We start from the raw sequence: 15,264 nt of genomic DNA on the forward strand, positions 1-15,264 counted from the left end.
CGCATCATTGTCAGAAGGCCCATCATGCCCCTGCTCAAGACCATCGACACCGCCCCGTCCTTCGCCCCGCGCTTGTCCGAGCCGGCCCCGGACCGGCTGATCGCCGGCTCGCCCGCCTTCAGGACCTGGGCGCAGGACGACGCCCGCGACGGCACCGTGCGCACCGGCGTGTGGGAAGCCACACCCGGCGAGACCCGCTCGATCAAGGGCGAGACCTTCGAGTTCTGCCACATCCTGTCCGGTGTGGTGGAGATCACGCCCGACGGCGGTGCCCCGGTGATCTACCGGGCCGGCGACAGCTTCGTCATGAAGCCCGGCTTCCTCGGCGTGTGGAAGACCATCGAGACCGTCCGCAAGATCTACGTCACCGTGGGGTGATGCCCGGAGACCGCCGCCCCCCGGCCCGCCGGCCGGGACACCGCCGTTCGAGGATGCGCGATGACCCTGAGCTTCGATCCCGACCATCTGCCGTTTCCCGCCGGGCATCTCATCGGGGACCGCCTGATCCCGGCGGGTGACGGCATCGGCATGCACCGCCCGTCCGACGGGCGGGCCTACGCCGACTGTCCCGTCGCCTCCGCCGACCTCGTCGATGAGGCGGTGTCCACCGCCCGCGCGGCCCTGAAGGCCAGCAATTGGGGCACGGTCCGTCCGCGCGAACGCACCCGCGCGCTGCATCGCTGGGCCGACCTGATCGAGGCGGAGGCGGAGACGCTTGCCAAGGTGGAGGCGCTGTCCTCGACCCGCCCAGTCGGCCAGCTCGTCGCCGGCGACATCGCAGTGACCGCCGAGCAGATACGCTTCTTCGCCGAGCTGGCCGACAAGGAAGGCGGCGCCCTCGCCCCCACCGACGATGACAGCCTGGGCATGACCATCACCGAACCCTACGGGGTGGTCGGCGCCATCACGCCCTGGAACTTCCCGCTGTCCATGGCCGGCTGGAAGCTCGCGCCGGCGCTGGCCGCCGGCAACGCGGTGGTGCTGAAGCCGTCGGAGATGACGCCCTTCTCCACCGTCCTGATGGCGCAGCTCGCCATCCGGGCGGGGCTGCCGGCAGGCCTGATCAACGTCGTGCTGGGCGATGGCCCGACGACCGGGGCGGCGATCACCGGCCATCCGGAGATCGCCAAGATCAGCTTCACCGGATCGACCGCGGCGGGATCGGCCATCATGGCCAACATCGCCCGCAGCGGCGTCAAGCCGATGACGCTGGAGCTGGGCGGCAAGAGCCCGCAGATCGTCTTCGCCGACGCCGACCTGCCCCAGGCCGCCGCGGCCATCGCCACCAGCATCCTGTCGAACGCCGGGCAGGCCTGCGTCGCCGGCTCCCGCCTGCTGGTCGAGGAGGATGCCGCCGAGCCGCTGGTCGCGATGATCCTGACCCACATGCGGGCCGTGCGCCCCGGCCCCACCTGGGACGAGGCCACCCGCTATTCGCCCATCGTCTCGGAACGCCAGCGCCAGCGCATCCACGCCATCGTCACGGCGGCCATCGAGGCGGGCGCGGACTGCCTGACCGGCGGTGCGGCGATGGAGAGCGCCGGCTATTTCTACGCCCCGACCCTGCTGGCCGGGGTGGACCAGCGGTCCCCCGCGGTGGTGGAGGAGATCTTCGGGCCGGTGCTGACCGTGCAAACCTTCGTCGAGGAGGAGGAGGCGGTCGCCTTGGCCGACCACCCGATCTATGGCCTGTGCGCCGGCCTCTACTCCCGCGACCTGTCGCGCGCGCTGCGCATCACCCGCCGGCTCCAGACCGGCACCGTGTGGGTGAACCGCTACGGCCGTTCGCGCGACCACATCCTGCCGACCGGCGGCTACAAGCGCTCCGGCATCGGCAAGGATCTCGGCCGCGAGGCGTACCACGCCAACCGGCGCAGCAAGAGCGTGCTGATCGGCCTGTGACCGGGCCAAGGGAGGAAGGACACCATGACGAGCCATTCCATCGCCGTGATCAAGGGTGACGGCATCGGTGCCGCGGTCATCGACGCCGCGTGGGAGGTGTTGCAAGCCGTCGCCAAGGGGTCGGGCTTCGCGCTGCACGACACCGCCTTCCCGTGGTCCTGCGACCATTATCTGGAGACCGGCGCCATGATGCCGGCGGACGGCATCGACACGCTGCGCCGCTTCGACGCGATCCTGCTGGGCGCCGTCGGCTGGCCGGCGAAGGTGCCGGACGCGGTGTCGCTGCACGGGCTGCTGCTGCCGATCCGCAAGGCCTTCGACCAGTACGCCAACGTGCGCCCGCACCGGCTGCTGCCGGGTGTGCAGGGGCCGCTGCGGACGGACCGGTTCGACATCCTGTGCGTCCGCGAGAACACCGAGGGCGAATACGCCGGGGCCGGCGGGCGCATCCATGTGGGCACTCCGCACGAGGTGGCGGTGGAGACCGGGATCTTCACCCGCCGGGGCGTGGAGCGGATCCTGCGTTTCGCCTTCACCCAGGCGCGGAAGCGGCGCGGCAAGCTGGCCTCGGTCACCAAGTCGAACGCGCAGAAGCACTCCATGGTCTTCTGGGACGAGATCACCCGGCAGCTCGCCGCCGAGCACCCGGATGTGGAGGTGACCTCCTACCATGTCGATGCCATGGCGGCGCGCATGGTGACGGCGCCGGAAAGCCTGGACGTGGTGGTCGCCTCCAACCTGTTCGGCGACATCCTGACCGACCTGGGGGCGGCCATCCAGGGTGGCCTGGGCTTCGCCGCCTCCGCCAACCTCAACCCCGAGCGCGGCGCCCCGTCGATGTTCGAGCCGGTGCACGGCTCGGCCCCCGACATCGCCCCGCTCGGCATCGCCAACCCCATCGCCGCCATCTGGTCGGGCGCCATGATGCTGGAGCATCTGGGCGAGACGGCCGCCGCCGAGCGGGTCATGGCGGCGCTCGCCGCCACCACGGCGCGCGGCATCGGCACGATCCCTGGCAAGGACCGCACGAACGCCATCACCGCCGCCGTGCTGTCGGCGCTGTCCTGACCCGCGGCCTCGACGCACCACGACCGAAGACCGGAGCATCATGAAACAGGAACTGACCGATCCGACGCTGTTCGTCGAACAGGGGCTGATCGACGGGCGCTGGTGCGCCGCCGCCGCCGGCCGGACCATGCCGGTGACCGACCCGGCGACGCGCTCGACCATCGGCACCGTGCCCGACATGGACGGCGCCGACACCCGCGCCGCCATCGACGCCGCCGCCGCCGCCTTCCCCGCCTGGCGCCGCCGCACCCACGCCGAACGCGCGGCGCTGCTGGAAGCCTGGCACGGCCTGATGATCGCGCATCTGGAGGATCTCGCGCGCATCCTGACGGTCGAGCAGGGCAAGCCGCTCGACGAGGCGCGCGGCGAAATCCGCTACGGTGCCTCCTTCGTGAAGTGGTTCGCCGAGGAGGCGCGGCGCATCGGCGGCGGCACCATCCCCTCGCCCACCGCCGACCGCCGCATCGTCGTGCTGAAGGAGCCGGTGGGCGTCTGCGGGATCATCACGCCCTGGAACTTCCCCAACGCCATGATCACCCGCAAGGTGGCCCCGGCGCTGGCCGCCGGCTGCACCGTGGTGATCAAGCCGTCGGACTTCACGCCCTACTCCGCGCTGGCGCTGGGCGTGCTGGCCGAACGCGCCGGCATTCCCGCCGGCGTCGTCAACATCGTCACCGGGCGGCCGGACGCCATCGGCCAGGAACTGCTGGCGAACGACAGCGTCCGCAAGATCTCCTTCACCGGCTCCACGCGGGTCGGTTCCCTGCTGATGCGGGGCGCCGCCGACGGCATCAAGCGGCTGAGCCTGGAGCTGGGCGGCAACGCGCCCTTCATCGTGTTCGACGACGCCGATCTCGACGCCGCGGTCGAGGGCGCCATCGCGTCCAAGTTCCGCAACGGCGGCCAGACCTGCGTCTGCGCCAACCGCATCCTGGTCCAGGCCGGGGTGTACGAGGCGTTCCGGGACAAGCTGGTCGCCCGCGTCAACGCCATGACGGTGGGGCCGGGGCTGCGGCCGGGGGTGGCCATCGGGCCGATGATCAACGATGCGGCCATCGCCAAGATCCACCGCCACATCGAGGATGCGCTCGCCAAGGGGGCCCGCGTCGCCTCCGCCGCCACGCCGGCGCCGGAGGGGCAGTTCGTGGCGCCCGTGGTGCTGACCGAGGTCACCACGGACATGCTTCTGGCCAGCGAGGAGACGTTCGGGCCGGTCGCCCCCCTGTTCCGCTTCGACACCGAGGAGGAGGCCATCGCCATCGCCAACGCCACGCCCTTCGGGCTGGCCGCCTATTTCTACACCCAGAGCCTGAAGCGGTCCTGGCGGGTGGCGGAGGCGCTGGAGGCGGGCATGATCGGGCTCAACACCGGCGCCATCTCGACCGAGGTCGCCCCCTTCGGCGGCGTCAAGCAATCGGGGCTCGGCCGCGAAGGGTCGCAGCTCGGCATCGAGGAGTATCTGGAGGTGAAGACCTTCCACATCGGCGGCCTGGACTGACGCTGGCCGATTGGGGACGCGGCGCGGCCCGGTGGCCGGCGCCGCACCCCGCAAGGCTTACCGGATGCGGTCGAGCAGGCTGTAATAGAGACCCACCAGCGGCAGGAACCAGGGCTTGCCGAAATGGCCGGGCACCGCGGGCCAGGGCATGCCCTTCATCGGGTTGGCGTCGCCGCGCCCGAGGATCGCGTCGGCCAGCGTCATGCCGAGATGGGTGGAAAGCTGGGCGCCATGGCCGGAATAGCCCATGGCGAACCAGACGCCGTCGTGATAGCCGGCGCGCGGGTAGCGGTCCTTTGTCATGTCCACCAGCCCGCCCCAGCAATAGTCGATGTCGACTCCGGCGAGCTGCGGGAAGAGGCGGGCGAGGTTCGCCCGCAGGATGGCGCCGCTGATCGCATCCGATGTCTGGTCGGAGGTCGCCGAGAAGCGCGCCCGGCCGCCGAAGATCAGCCGTCGGTCGGGCGACAGGCGGAAATAGTTGCCGATGTTCATCGAGGTGACGTAGGTGCGGTTGCCCGGCACCACCGCCGCGATCTCCTGATCGGTGAGCGGCCGGGTGGCGATGATGAAGCTGCCGACCGGAACGATCCGGCGCCGGAAATAGCCGAAATTCGGCGTGGTGTAGGCGCCGGTGGCGACAAGGACCTGGTTGGCGGTGACGGTGCCGCGGCCCGACACCAGCCGGTGCCGGTCGCCGTTGCGGGTCTGTTCGGTGACCGGCGCCCGTTCGTAGACCACGGCACCGTGGCGCCGTGCCGCCCCGGCCAGTCCGGCGGCGTAGCGGCCCATGTGCATCATGGCGCTCTTGCGCGACAGCATGGCCCCGAAGAAGGGCGAGCCGATCTCGGCCTTCAACGCCTCGGGCGTGAGCAGCGCGGTGTCGGGATCGACCTCGCGGTTCACCGCTTCGAAGTTGCGGGCGATGGCGTCGAAATGCCTCGGCTTGGAGGCCAGCTTCAGCTTGCCGGCGCGGCGGAAGTTGCAGTCGATGCCCTCCTCGGCGATCAACGCTTCCAGCGTGTCGATGGACTGGTCCAGCGCCCGGTAGAGCGCGATGGCCCGCTCCGTGCCCAGCTCCGCCTTGGCGGCCAGGAAGCTGTGCGCGAGGCCGTTGTTGAGATGGCCGCCGTTGCGCCCGGAGGCGCCGCTGCCGACCGTCCCGGCCTCCAGAACGACGACCCGCGCGCCGGCCTTCGCCAGCTGGCGCGCGGCGCCCAGCCCGGTGAACCCGCCGCCGATGACCGCGACGTCGTAATGGCCGGAGGCGTCCCCCTCGGCCCCGCCGGTGAAGGCGGGGGCCGTGTCGTGCCAATAGGACACGAACTTCATCGCGGAAATCCTTTCGTCACCCGTCGATCCTCAAAGGCCGACGACGTCGGGCAGGCCGGAGATGCCCGCGATCTCGACATAGCCGTAATAGGGGTTGGCCGGCTCGTGCCCGCGGTTGACCCACACCTTGTTGGTGATCCCCAGATCGTGGGCCGACATCAGGTCGTAGCGGAAGGACGAGGAGCAGTGGAGGATGTCCTCCGGCCCACAGCCGAGCATGTCGAACATGTACTCGAACGCCTGGAAGCGCGGCTTGTAGGCACGCGCCTGCTCGGCGGTGTAGACCGCGTGGAAGGGAGCGCCGAGCTTGGCGACGTTCGACGGGATCTGGTCGTTCATGGCGTTGGACAGGATGACCAGCGGAATCTCCTTGGCCACCTTGGCGAGCCCCGCCGGCACGTCCGGATGCGGACCCCAGGTGGGCACGCGCTCGTAGACCATCCGCGCGTCCTCGGGACGGAAGGTCACGCCGTTGCGCTTGCAGGTCCGCTCCAGCGCGTTGTGCACGACCTCGGCGTAGGGCTTCCAGTCGCCCATGATCTCGTCGAGGCGGTAGGCGGAGAAGTTCTTGATGAACTCCGCCATGCGCGGCTCGTCGAGCCGGGAACCGTACAGATCGCGCGCGGCCTCCGCCATTTCGTAGCGGATCAGGGTGCCGTGGCAATCGAAGGTGACGTATTTGGGACGGAACTGGCTCATGGGACCTTCCTTCGGGGAGCGTGATCGATCGTTCCACCACGATCCTAGCCCCGCGTGATGAGCGGCCCCGACCGAATTGCCCGGCGGCAAAGCAGAATGTTCCGTTTCCTCGACACCGTTCAGCACAGGGTTGGGGCTTTGATGCCGGCAACCGGCCTCCGCCGGCGCCTCCCGAGGGCCGTAACGGCATTTGATGCGGTGGGCCGCGACCGCGACGGCGGAAGATGTCGCCGCCGGCACCGCCTTCAGCCGAACCTCCGGAGCCTACGGCGTCACTCTTGGGGGAGCGGGTGAAAGGGTTGCCGATGAGCACACAGTCCGTCGAGGGAATGACGGTGGAACTCCAGACGTTCGAACCGGAGCACCGGGAGGGGGCCCAGCGCCTGTCCCGGCACGAGCAATGGCCGCACCGTCCGGAAGACTGGACGATGGCGCTGTCCCTCAGCCATGGGCTGGTGGCGGTGGACGACCGGTCGCGGGTGGTCGGCACGGTGCTGATGACGCCCTACAGCGACGAGGCCGCCACCATCAACATGGTCATCGTTGATCCGGCCTGGCGCGGAAAGGGGCTCGGCCGCCGGCTGATGGATGGCGCGATGGCGCTGGCGGGGGAACGCCCCCTGCGGCTCGTCGCCACGCGTGACGGGCTGCCGCTCTACGAGCGGCTCGGCTTCCGCGAGACGGGGCGGGTTCTCCAGCACCAGGGCGTATGCCGCCCGCTGCCCGCACCGCTGCCGACCGATGTCACGCCGGCCGCGGCGGAGGACAGGACCGCCATCGCCGGGCTGGACCGGCTCGCCGTCGGTGCCGACCGCGGCGAGCTGATCGACCGGTTCGCGGAGGTTGGGCGCTTTCTTGTGCTGCGCACCGACGGCGCCGTCACCGGCTTCGCAGCCCTCCGGGACTTTGGCCGGGGTCGGGTGATCGGCCCGGTGGTGGCACCGGACCTCGACGCTGCCAAACGCCTGATGGCGCCCTTCATGACCGAATGCGCCGGCACCTTCCTGCGCGTCGATACCACCGCCGCGACCGGGCTTGCCCCGTGGCTCGCCGAATGCGGCCTCGACCATGTCGGTGGCGGCGTGGCCATGCAGCGGCCCGTCGTGACACCGCTCGCCACGCCCGTTTCGACTTTCGCGCTCGCCAGCCAGGCATTCGGCTGATCCGGAGAGGACCATGCTCAGCAATTCCCTGATCGAACTCGATCGCGCCCATCTGGTGCATCCCGTCGCCTCCTACCGCGGCCACGAGCGCGCCGGTGTGCGGGTGCTGGCGTCCGCCAAGGGGGCGGCGGTCACCGACGCCTCCGGTCACCGGCTGGTCGACGGCTTCGCCGGCCTGTGGTGCGTGAACGCCGGATACGGGCAGGAGAGCCTGATCGCCGCGGCCACCCGGCAGTTGCAGGAGCTGCCCTACGCCACCGGCTATTTCGGCCTCGGCTCCGAGCCGGCGATCCGGCTGGCGGCGGAGCTGGCGGAGCGCGCGCCGGGAGACCTGAACCACGTCTACTTCACGCTCGGCGGCTCCGACGCGGTCGACAGCACCATCCGTTTCATCCGCTATTACTGGAACGCCCGGGGCGAGCCGCAGCGCGACCAGTTCATCTCCATCGAGCAGGGCTATCACGGCTCCAGCGCGGTGGGGGCCGGGCTGACGGCGCTGCCCGTCTTCCATGCCGGCTTCGGCCTCCCCTTCGCGTGGCAGCACAAGATTCCGTCGCACGACGTCTACCGCAATCCGGCCGGCCCCGACGCCGCGGCGATCATCGCCGCCTCGCTCGACGCGCTGGAGAGCAAGATCGCCGAGGTCGGCGGGCCGGAGCGTGTGGCCGCCTTCTACGCCGAGCCGATCCAGGGATCGGGCGGGGTGCTGGTGCCGCCGCCGGGCTGGATGAAGGCCATGCGCGAGCGGTGCCGCAGCCACGGCATCCTGTTCGTCGCCGACGAGGTGATCACCGGTTTCGGCCGCACCGGCCCCCTGTTCGCCTGCACCGACGAGGATATCGTCCCCGACCTGATGACCACCGCCAAGGGGCTGACCTCCGGCTATGTGCCGATGGGTGCCGTCTTCCTGTCGGACGCGGTCTACGACACCATCGCGGACGGCGCAGGAGCGGCGGCCGTCGGGCACGGCCAGACCTATTCCGCCCACCCCGTCAGCGCCGCGGTCGGGCTGGCGGCGCTGCGGCTCTACGAGGGCGGGCTGCTGGAGAACGGGGTTCGGGCGGGCGCCCGGCTGATGGCCGGTCTGCGGGCCCTGGCGGACCATCCGCTGGTCGGGCACGTGCGCGGGCGCGGCATGCTGGCCGCGATCGAGCTGGTCACCGACAAGGAACGCAAGACGCCGCTGCCGGCCGAGGCCGAGCCGTCGCGCCGCATCTTCGACCGGGCGTGGGACAACGGGCTGGTGATCCGGGCGTTCGGCAACGGGGTCATGGGGTATGCCCCGCCGCTCTGCTGCACCGACGACGACATCGACGCCATCCTGGAGCGAACGGCGCGGACGCTGGACCAGACGCTGGATGATCCGGACGTGCGGCGGGCGCTGCGCTGAGACTTTCCGGCGATCGCTCCGAAATACCGTGGACCCGCTCCGATTCGGAATTTTCTGCCGTGCCAACCATCCGTTTCGGAGACTCCCCCGAAACCATGGAGCGACACTGTAACGGACAAGGGACGGAGACAGCCGCCCAGCTCCGGCAGACCGGCCGGCACCGAGCCGGCACAGGCATCAAAGGTTGGCAGAAGCATCTGCCTGATTTTGAACCTGACCTGATCAGGACCCGATGGGGTCGCCAAGACAAGGGGGCAGAGCGTTGAGCAAGAGCCTGTTGTCCTTCAAATACCTGACCTTCGACGTGGTCGGTACGCTGATCGATTTCGAGGGTGGGATCACGGGATGCCTTGCCGGCATCGCAGCGGAGACGGGAACGACCGTGGACGGCGAAACCGCCCTGGCCCTCTATCGCAAGGCCCGCTACGACACGGACGCCGGGCTTTTTCCCGATGATCTCGTCCGGGTCTACGGCGTCATCGCCCCCGGGCTCGGCCTGCCCGCCGACCGCCGGTACGGTGAACGGCTGCGCGATTCCGCCGCGTCCTGGTCGGGCTTTCCCGACAGCAAGGCGGCGCTGGCCCGGCTGGCGCAGCGTTACCGGCTGATCGCCATGACCAACGCCCGGCGCTGGGCCTTCGAGCATTTCTCGCGTGAACTCGGCGATCCCTTCCACGCCGCCTTCACCGCCGACGATACCGGCACCGAGAAGCCCGACCCCGCCTTCTTCCAGCAGGTGTTCGCTTTCGTCGGACGTGAGGGTCACGGCAAGGACGACATCCTGCATGTGGCCCAGAGCCAGTACCACGACATCGGGGTGTCGCGGTCCCTGGGCATGACCAACTGCTGGATTCAGCGGCGCCACGCCGTGGCGGGCTATGGCGGCACCATCGAACCGGCGGAATTCACCGTCCCGGACCACCACTTCACGTCGCTGGCCGGGCTGGCCGACGCGGTCGATGCGGCGGCGGGACAGGTCGTTCCCGCCTGACCCGGCGGAATACTCCTCGTGGCACGAACAACAAACAACGTCGAACAGAGAGAGGCAGACATGAACAACGGCATCCACAACTGGAGCAAGCGCGACGACCTGATGGTGGAGACCGCCATCCGGCGCGGCGCCACCCGGCGCGAGCTGCTCACCATGCTGCTGGCCGGCGGTGCCTCGCTGGCCGCCGCCAACGTCGCGTTCGGCCGCGCCTCGTCGGCGCTGGCCGCAACCCCGGTGAAGGGTGGTGCGCTGAAGGCCTCCGGCTGGTCCTCCTCCACGGCCGACACGCTCGATCCCGCCAAGGCGTCGCTGTCCACCGACTATGTCCGCTGCTGCTCCTTCTACAACCGGTTGACCTTCCTCGACCAGAAGGGCCTGCCGCAGATGGAGCTGGCCGAGTCCATCGAGACCAAGGACGCCAAGACCTGGACGATCAAGCTGCGCAAGGGCGTGACCTTCCATGACGGCAAGACGCTGACCGCCGACGACGTCGTCTTCTCGCTGAAGCGCCACCTCGACCCGGCGGTGGGGTCCAAGGTCGCCAAGATCGCGGCACAGATGACCGGTTTCAAGGCGGTCGACCCGACCACCGTCGAGGTCACGCTGATGGGCCCCAACGCCGATCTGCCGACCATCCTGTCCATGCACCACTTCATGATCGTGGCCGCCGGCACGACCGACTTCTCCAAGGGCAACGGCACCGGCGCCTTCGCCTGCAAGACCTTCGAGCCGGGCGTGCGCTCGATCGGTGTGCGCAACGGCAATTACTGGAAGTCGGGTCCGAACGTCGACTCCTTCGAGTTCATCGCCATCAGCGACGACAACGCGCGCGTCAACGCGTTGTTGTCCGGTGATATCCACCTGGCCGCCGCGATCAACCCGCGCTCCCTGCGGCTGGTGGAAGGCAAGGATGGTTTCACGTTGTCCAAGACCACCGCGGGCAACTACACCAACCTGAACATCCGCATGGACATGGCGCCGGGGCACCAGAAGGACTTCGTGGACGGGATGAAGTATCTCGTCAACCGCGAGCAGATCGTGAAGTCCGCCCTGCGCGGGCTTGGCGAGGTCGGCAACGACCAGCCGGTCTCCCCGGCCAACTTCTTCCACAACGCCGCCCTCAAGCCCAAGCCCTTCGACCCCGACAAGGCCAAGTTCCTGTTCAACAAGGCCGGCGTGCTGGGCCAGTCGATCCCCGTCGTCACTTCCGAGGCCCCGGCGTCCGGCATCGACATGGCGATGATCATCCAGGCGACGGGTGCCTCCATCGGCATGAAGCTGGACGTCCAGCGGGTGCCGTCGGACGGCTACTGGAGCAACTACTGGCTGAAGGCGCCGATCCATTTCGGCAACATCAACCCGCGCCCGACCCCCGACATCCTCTTCTCGCTGCTCTACGCCTCCGACGCACCATGGAACGAGAGCCGCTTCAAGTCGGACGCCTTCGACCGGATGATGCTGGAAGCCCGCGCCTCGCTCGACCAGACCAAGCGCAAGGAGATCTACGACGCCATGCAGGTGATGATCGCCGAGGAGGCCGGCACCATCATCCCCGCCTACATCTCCAACGTCGATGCGATCACCAACAAGCTGAAGGGCCTTGAACCGAACCCGCTTGGCGGCATGATGGGGTATGCGTTCGCGGAGTATGTCTGGCTGACCGCCTGAGTCCATGACCGGACGCCCGGGCCTCGGGTCCGGGTGTCCGGCCGGCCATCCGCCCTTTCCACCCGCCCCGGCCGGGCGGCGCGCACACCGTGGAGTCGAGGCGTGAAAGCTCGTGTCCCGTCCCTGATCCTGCACCGCCTGCTCATCGCGGCGCTCACGTTGTTGATCGTGTCCTTCGCCGTCTATTTCGCGACCTCCATGCTCCCCGGCGACACGGCCACCATCCTCCTCGGCCAGTCCGCGACCCCGGAGGCGATCGCCGGCCTGCGCAAGGCCATGAATCTCGACGAGCCGGCGATCCTCCGTTTCCTGAAATGGATCGGCGGGCTGTTCCGCGGCGAGTTGGGCACCTCCTACGCCAACAACATGCCGGTCGCCGCCCTGATCGGTGACCGGCTGCTCAACACCCTCAAGCTCGCCGGGCTCACGACCATCATCGCGGTGCCGCTGGCGCTCACGCTGGGGATCACCTCGGCCATGCGGCGCGGCACGCTCTACGACCGGATCGTCACCGTGGCGACCGTCGGCGTCATCTCGGTGCCGGAATTCGTGATCGCGACATCCGCGGTCCTGCTGTTCGCCGTCTATCTGCGCTGGCTTCCGGCCCTGTCCCTGACCGGTGACGCCCACGGGCTGATGGGGATGCTGCGTGTCTACGCCATGCCGGTGATCACGCTGACCTTCGGCGTCTCGGCGCAGATGATCCGGATGAGCCGGGCCGCGGTCATCGAAACACTGAACACACCCTATGTGGAAATGGCCCTGTTGAAGGGAGCGTCGCAATCGCGCCTCGTGCTTCGCCACGCCCTGCCGAACGCGCTCGGCCCCATCGTCAACGCCGTGGCCCTGTCGCTGTCCTACCTCCTGGGCGGGGTGATCATCGTGGAAACCATCTTCAACTATCCGGGTGTCGCCAAGCTGATGGTCGATGCGGTCTCCACCCGCGACCTGCCGTTGATCCAGTCCTGTGCCATGATCTTCTGCGTGGGGTATCTGCTCCTGGTCACCGCCGCCGACGTGATCGCCATCCTGTCCAACCCGAGGCTCCGATGACGACCAGACCAGCCTCCGTCCCACTCGCGTCGCGGCTCGGCTACCGGATCAACCCGGTCGGGCTGGTCGCCTTTTCGGTCATCCTGTTCTGGGCGGTGGTCGCCCTGTTCGCGGACAGCCTCGCCCCCCATCCGGTGGGGGAGATCATCGACAACGACTTCTTCGGCCCCATGCGCGCGGGCCTCTGGCTGGGCTCCGACTATCTCGGCCGGGACATGCTGTCGCGCATCCTGCTGGGCGCCCGCTACACGGTCGGCATCTCGCTGGCGGCGGTGACCATCGCCTGCTTCTCCGGCGTCGTGTTGGGGATGACCGCCGCGGTCGTCGGCGGCACGCTGGACACCGTGATGAGCCGCCTGTTCGACGCGCTGAATTCGATCCCCAGCAAGCTGTTCGGACTGATGGTGGTGGCCGCCGTCGGCTCCTCGATCCCGGTGCTGATCCTGACCCTCTCGGTCATCTACACGCCGGGCGCCTTCCGCTTCAGCCGGGCGCTGGCGGTGAACATCGACACCATGGACTTCATGATGGTCGCCCGCATCCGCGGTGAGCGACTGCCCTACCTCATCGGCGCCGAGATCCTGCCCAACATCGTGGGGCCGGTGCTTGCCGACCTCGGCCTGCGCTTCGTCTTCATCGTGCTCCTGCTGTCGGGCTTGTCCTTCCTCGGGCTCGGCGTGCAGCCGCCCTACGCCGACTGGGGTGCCCTGGTGCGCGAGAACATCGGCGGCCTGGCCTTCGCGGCACCGGCGGTGATCGTCCCGTCGATCGCCATCGCCACGCTGACCATCAGCATCAACCTGCTGATCGACAATCTGCCCCAGAAGGTCCGCGACCGGAGCGTTTCCCCATGAGCCCCATCGTGCAAATCCGCGACCTGAAGGTCGAGGCGAGAACGGATTCCGGCCGGCGGGTGGCGATCATCAAGGGCGTCAGCCTGGATGTCGCGGAAGGCGAGGTCATGGCCTTCATCGGCGAAAGCGGCTCGGGAAAGACCACGGTCGCCATGACCCTGCTCGGCTACGCCCGTCCGGGCTGCTGGATCGCGGGCGGCGAGGTGCGGGTGGACGGCGTCGATATGGCCGCACTGCCGGAAAAGGAGCGCGCGCGCATCCGCGGCACCAAGGTCGCCTATGTGCCGCAGAGCGCCGCCGCCGCCTTCAACCCGGCCATCCCGATCATGGAGCAGGTCATCGAGGTGACCCGCATCCACCGCCTGATGCCGCCGGAGGAGGCGCGCCGCAAGGCCGTCGAGCTGTTCCGCGCCCTGTCCCTGCCCGATCCCGATCACATCGGCGACCGCTACCCGCATCAGGTGTCGGGTGGCCAGCTCCAGCGCCTTGCCGCCGCGATGGCGCTGATCGGCGACCCCAAGGTCGTCGTCTTCGACGAGCCCACCACGGCGCTGGACGTCACCACGCAGGTGGAGGTGCTGCGCGCCTTCAAGACGGTCACCCGGAAACACCGGATCGCCTGCGTCTACGTGTCCCACGATCTCGCGGTGGTCGCCCAGATCGCCGACCGGATCACCGTGCTGAAGGGCGGCGAGATCCAGGAATGCGGAACCACCACGGACATCCTGGAACGGCCGCAGCATCCCTACACCCGGCAGCTGCTCGATGCGTTCCGTCCCGCGCCACACGCCCGCGCGGTGCTCACCGATGACGCCCCGCTGCTGCACGTCAATGGGTTGAGTGTCGGCTATGGACCACCGGGTGCCAACGGCAAACCGCTGGTGCTCGCGGTCGAATCCGTGAGCCTGACGGTCAGGCAGGGCACCAACGTCGGCATCATCGGGGAGTCCGGCAGCGGAAAGTCGACCCTGGCCCGGGCCATCGCCGGCATACTGCCGGCCTGCGGCGGCGACATCCTGTTCGACGGCCGGGAGCTTTGGGACAGCGCGCGCAAACGCAGCCGCGACCAGCTGCGCCAGCTCCAGATCGTCTTCCAGCATGCCGACACCGCCCTGAACCCGGCGAAATCGATCGAGCAGATTTTGGGGCGGCCCCTGACCTTCTACCATGGTTTGCGCGGCAAGGCGCGCGACGCCCGCATCGACTCGCTGCTCGACATGGTCCATCTGCCGCGGGCGCTTCGTCACCGGCGCCCCGGCGAGCTGTCGGGTGGCCAGAAGCAGCGGGTGAACGTCGCCCGTGCCCTTGCCGCCGAGCCGAAGCTGATCCTGTGCGACGAGATCACCTCGGCGCTCGACACCGTGGTGGCGGCGGCGGTGGTCGATCTGCTGAAGGAGCTTCAGCGGGAGCTCGGACTGTCCTACGTCTTCATCAGCCACGACCTGTCGGTGATCGAGGCGATCTGTGACGAGATCATCGTGATGCACCGCGGGCGGATGGTCGAGGCGATCACGCCGTCCGCCCGTCAGCAGCCCAAGCATCCCTACACCCGCCTGCTCTTCTCATCGGTGCCGAAGCTGGATCCGACCTGGCTCGACGGGCTGGATCCCCAATCCGAACGCATGCAGGCGGCGTCCGGCGGCTGA

13 protein-coding genes are annotated in these 15,264 nt (G+C 69.0%); 11 read left to right on the forward strand and 2 right to left on the reverse strand.

Annotated elements, in window-relative coordinates:
* The first annotated feature begins 24 nt into the window (after positions 1-24).
* From HL658_RS06895 to HL658_RS06910, 4 genes are read left to right on the forward strand one after another with little or no spacing between them, the layout of a single operon-like run.
* Positions 25-378: a cupin domain-containing protein gene (locus tag HL658_RS06895; protein ID WP_180281173.1), complete on the forward strand. Its 354-nt coding sequence runs from the start codon at positions 25-27 to the stop codon at positions 376-378.
* A 60-nt stretch (positions 379-438) separates the two neighbouring features.
* Entirely contained in the window at positions 439-1,902 is a 1,464-nt protein-coding gene (locus HL658_RS06900) for an aldehyde dehydrogenase family protein (protein ID WP_180281174.1), read from the forward strand.
* A gap of 24 nt (positions 1,903-1,926) precedes the next feature.
* Positions 1,927-2,970, forward strand: coding sequence for a tartrate dehydrogenase (locus tag HL658_RS06905; RefSeq protein ID WP_180281175.1), 1,044 nt, complete (start codon positions 1,927-1,929; stop codon positions 2,968-2,970).
* A 40-nt stretch (positions 2,971-3,010) separates the two neighbouring features.
* Positions 3,011-4,468 (forward strand): NAD-dependent succinate-semialdehyde dehydrogenase, encoded by a 1,458-nt coding sequence (locus HL658_RS06910; RefSeq protein WP_180281176.1) that lies wholly within the window; start codon positions 3,011-3,013, stop codon positions 4,466-4,468.
* Between the two features lie 57 nt (positions 4,469-4,525).
* Here the strand turns inward: HL658_RS06910 and HL658_RS06915 are convergent, their stop codons facing one another.
* On the reverse strand, positions 4,526-5,800 hold the full coding sequence (locus HL658_RS06915) for an NAD(P)/FAD-dependent oxidoreductase (RefSeq protein WP_180281177.1): 1,275 nt from the start codon (positions 5,798-5,800) through the stop codon (positions 4,526-4,528).
* A 30-nt stretch (positions 5,801-5,830) separates the two neighbouring features.
* Entirely contained in the window at positions 5,831-6,499 is a 669-nt protein-coding gene (locus tag HL658_RS06920; RefSeq protein ID WP_180281178.1) for a haloacid dehalogenase type II, read from the reverse strand.
* A gap of 305 nt (positions 6,500-6,804) precedes the next feature.
* Between HL658_RS06920 and HL658_RS06925 the strand changes: the two genes are divergently transcribed.
* From HL658_RS06925 to HL658_RS06955, 7 genes are all read left to right on the forward strand, one after another.
* Complete coding sequence (locus HL658_RS06925; protein WP_180281179.1) at positions 6,805-7,662, forward strand: GNAT family N-acetyltransferase; 858 nt, start codon at positions 6,805-6,807, stop codon at positions 7,660-7,662.
* A gap of 13 nt (positions 7,663-7,675) precedes the next feature.
* The gene (locus tag HL658_RS06930; protein ID WP_180281180.1) at positions 7,676-9,052 is read left to right on the forward strand and encodes an aspartate aminotransferase family protein; all 1,377 of its coding nucleotides are present in this window, start codon (positions 7,676-7,678) and stop codon (positions 9,050-9,052) included.
* A gap of 262 nt (positions 9,053-9,314) precedes the next feature.
* The gene (locus HL658_RS06935; protein ID WP_211109669.1) at positions 9,315-10,043 is read left to right on the forward strand and encodes an HAD-IA family hydrolase; all 729 of its coding nucleotides are present in this window, start codon (positions 9,315-9,317) and stop codon (positions 10,041-10,043) included.
* Between the two features lie 60 nt (positions 10,044-10,103).
* Entirely contained in the window at positions 10,104-11,711 is a 1,608-nt protein-coding gene (locus HL658_RS06940) for an ABC transporter substrate-binding protein (protein WP_180281182.1), read from the forward strand.
* Positions 11,712-11,813: 102 nt separating this feature from the next.
* Entirely contained in the window at positions 11,814-12,764 is a 951-nt protein-coding gene (locus HL658_RS06945) for an ABC transporter permease subunit (protein WP_180281183.1), read from the forward strand.
* Complete coding sequence (locus HL658_RS06950) at positions 12,761-13,618, forward strand: ABC transporter permease (RefSeq protein ID WP_180281184.1); 858 nt, start codon at positions 12,761-12,763, stop codon at positions 13,616-13,618. The genes HL658_RS06945 and HL658_RS06950 overlap by 4 nt, the downstream gene beginning before the upstream one ends.
* Complete coding sequence (locus tag HL658_RS06955) at positions 13,615-15,264, forward strand: ABC transporter ATP-binding protein (RefSeq protein WP_180281185.1); 1,650 nt, start codon at positions 13,615-13,617, stop codon at positions 15,262-15,264. Before HL658_RS06950 ends, HL658_RS06955 begins: the two co-directional genes overlap by 4 nt.

The sequence above is a fragment of the Azospirillum oleiclasticum genome (genome assembly GCF_013423485.1).
In the GTDB taxonomy this organism is placed as follows: domain Bacteria; phylum Pseudomonadota; class Alphaproteobacteria; order Azospirillales; family Azospirillaceae; genus Azospirillum; species Azospirillum oleiclasticum.

Excerpts from the sequence above, each read along its gene's own strand:
- HL658_RS06950 (WP_180281184.1), top strand. The coding sequence starts at position 12,761 with ATGACGACCAGACCAGCCTCCGTCCCACTCGCGTCGCGGCTCGGCTAC.
- HL658_RS06915 (WP_180281177.1), bottom strand. The coding sequence starts at position 5,800 with ATGAAGTTCGTGTCCTATTGGCACGACACGGCCCCCGCCTTCACCGGC.
- HL658_RS06895 (WP_180281173.1), top strand. The coding sequence starts at position 25 with ATGCCCCTGCTCAAGACCATCGACACCGCCCCGTCCTTCGCCCCGCGC.
- HL658_RS06920 (WP_180281178.1), bottom strand. The coding sequence starts at position 6,499 with ATGAGCCAGTTCCGTCCCAAATACGTCACCTTCGATTGCCACGGCACC.
- HL658_RS06910 (WP_180281176.1), top strand. The coding sequence starts at position 3,011 with ATGAAACAGGAACTGACCGATCCGACGCTGTTCGTCGAACAGGGGCTG.
- HL658_RS06925 (WP_180281179.1), top strand. The coding sequence starts at position 6,805 with ATGAGCACACAGTCCGTCGAGGGAATGACGGTGGAACTCCAGACGTTC.
- HL658_RS06940 (WP_180281182.1), top strand. The coding sequence starts at position 10,104 with ATGAACAACGGCATCCACAACTGGAGCAAGCGCGACGACCTGATGGTG.
- HL658_RS06900 (WP_180281174.1), top strand. The coding sequence starts at position 439 with ATGACCCTGAGCTTCGATCCCGACCATCTGCCGTTTCCCGCCGGGCAT.
- HL658_RS06905 (WP_180281175.1), top strand. The coding sequence starts at position 1,927 with ATGACGAGCCATTCCATCGCCGTGATCAAGGGTGACGGCATCGGTGCC.
- HL658_RS06930 (WP_180281180.1), top strand. The coding sequence starts at position 7,676 with ATGCTCAGCAATTCCCTGATCGAACTCGATCGCGCCCATCTGGTGCAT.
- HL658_RS06955 (WP_180281185.1), top strand. The coding sequence starts at position 13,615 with ATGAGCCCCATCGTGCAAATCCGCGACCTGAAGGTCGAGGCGAGAACG.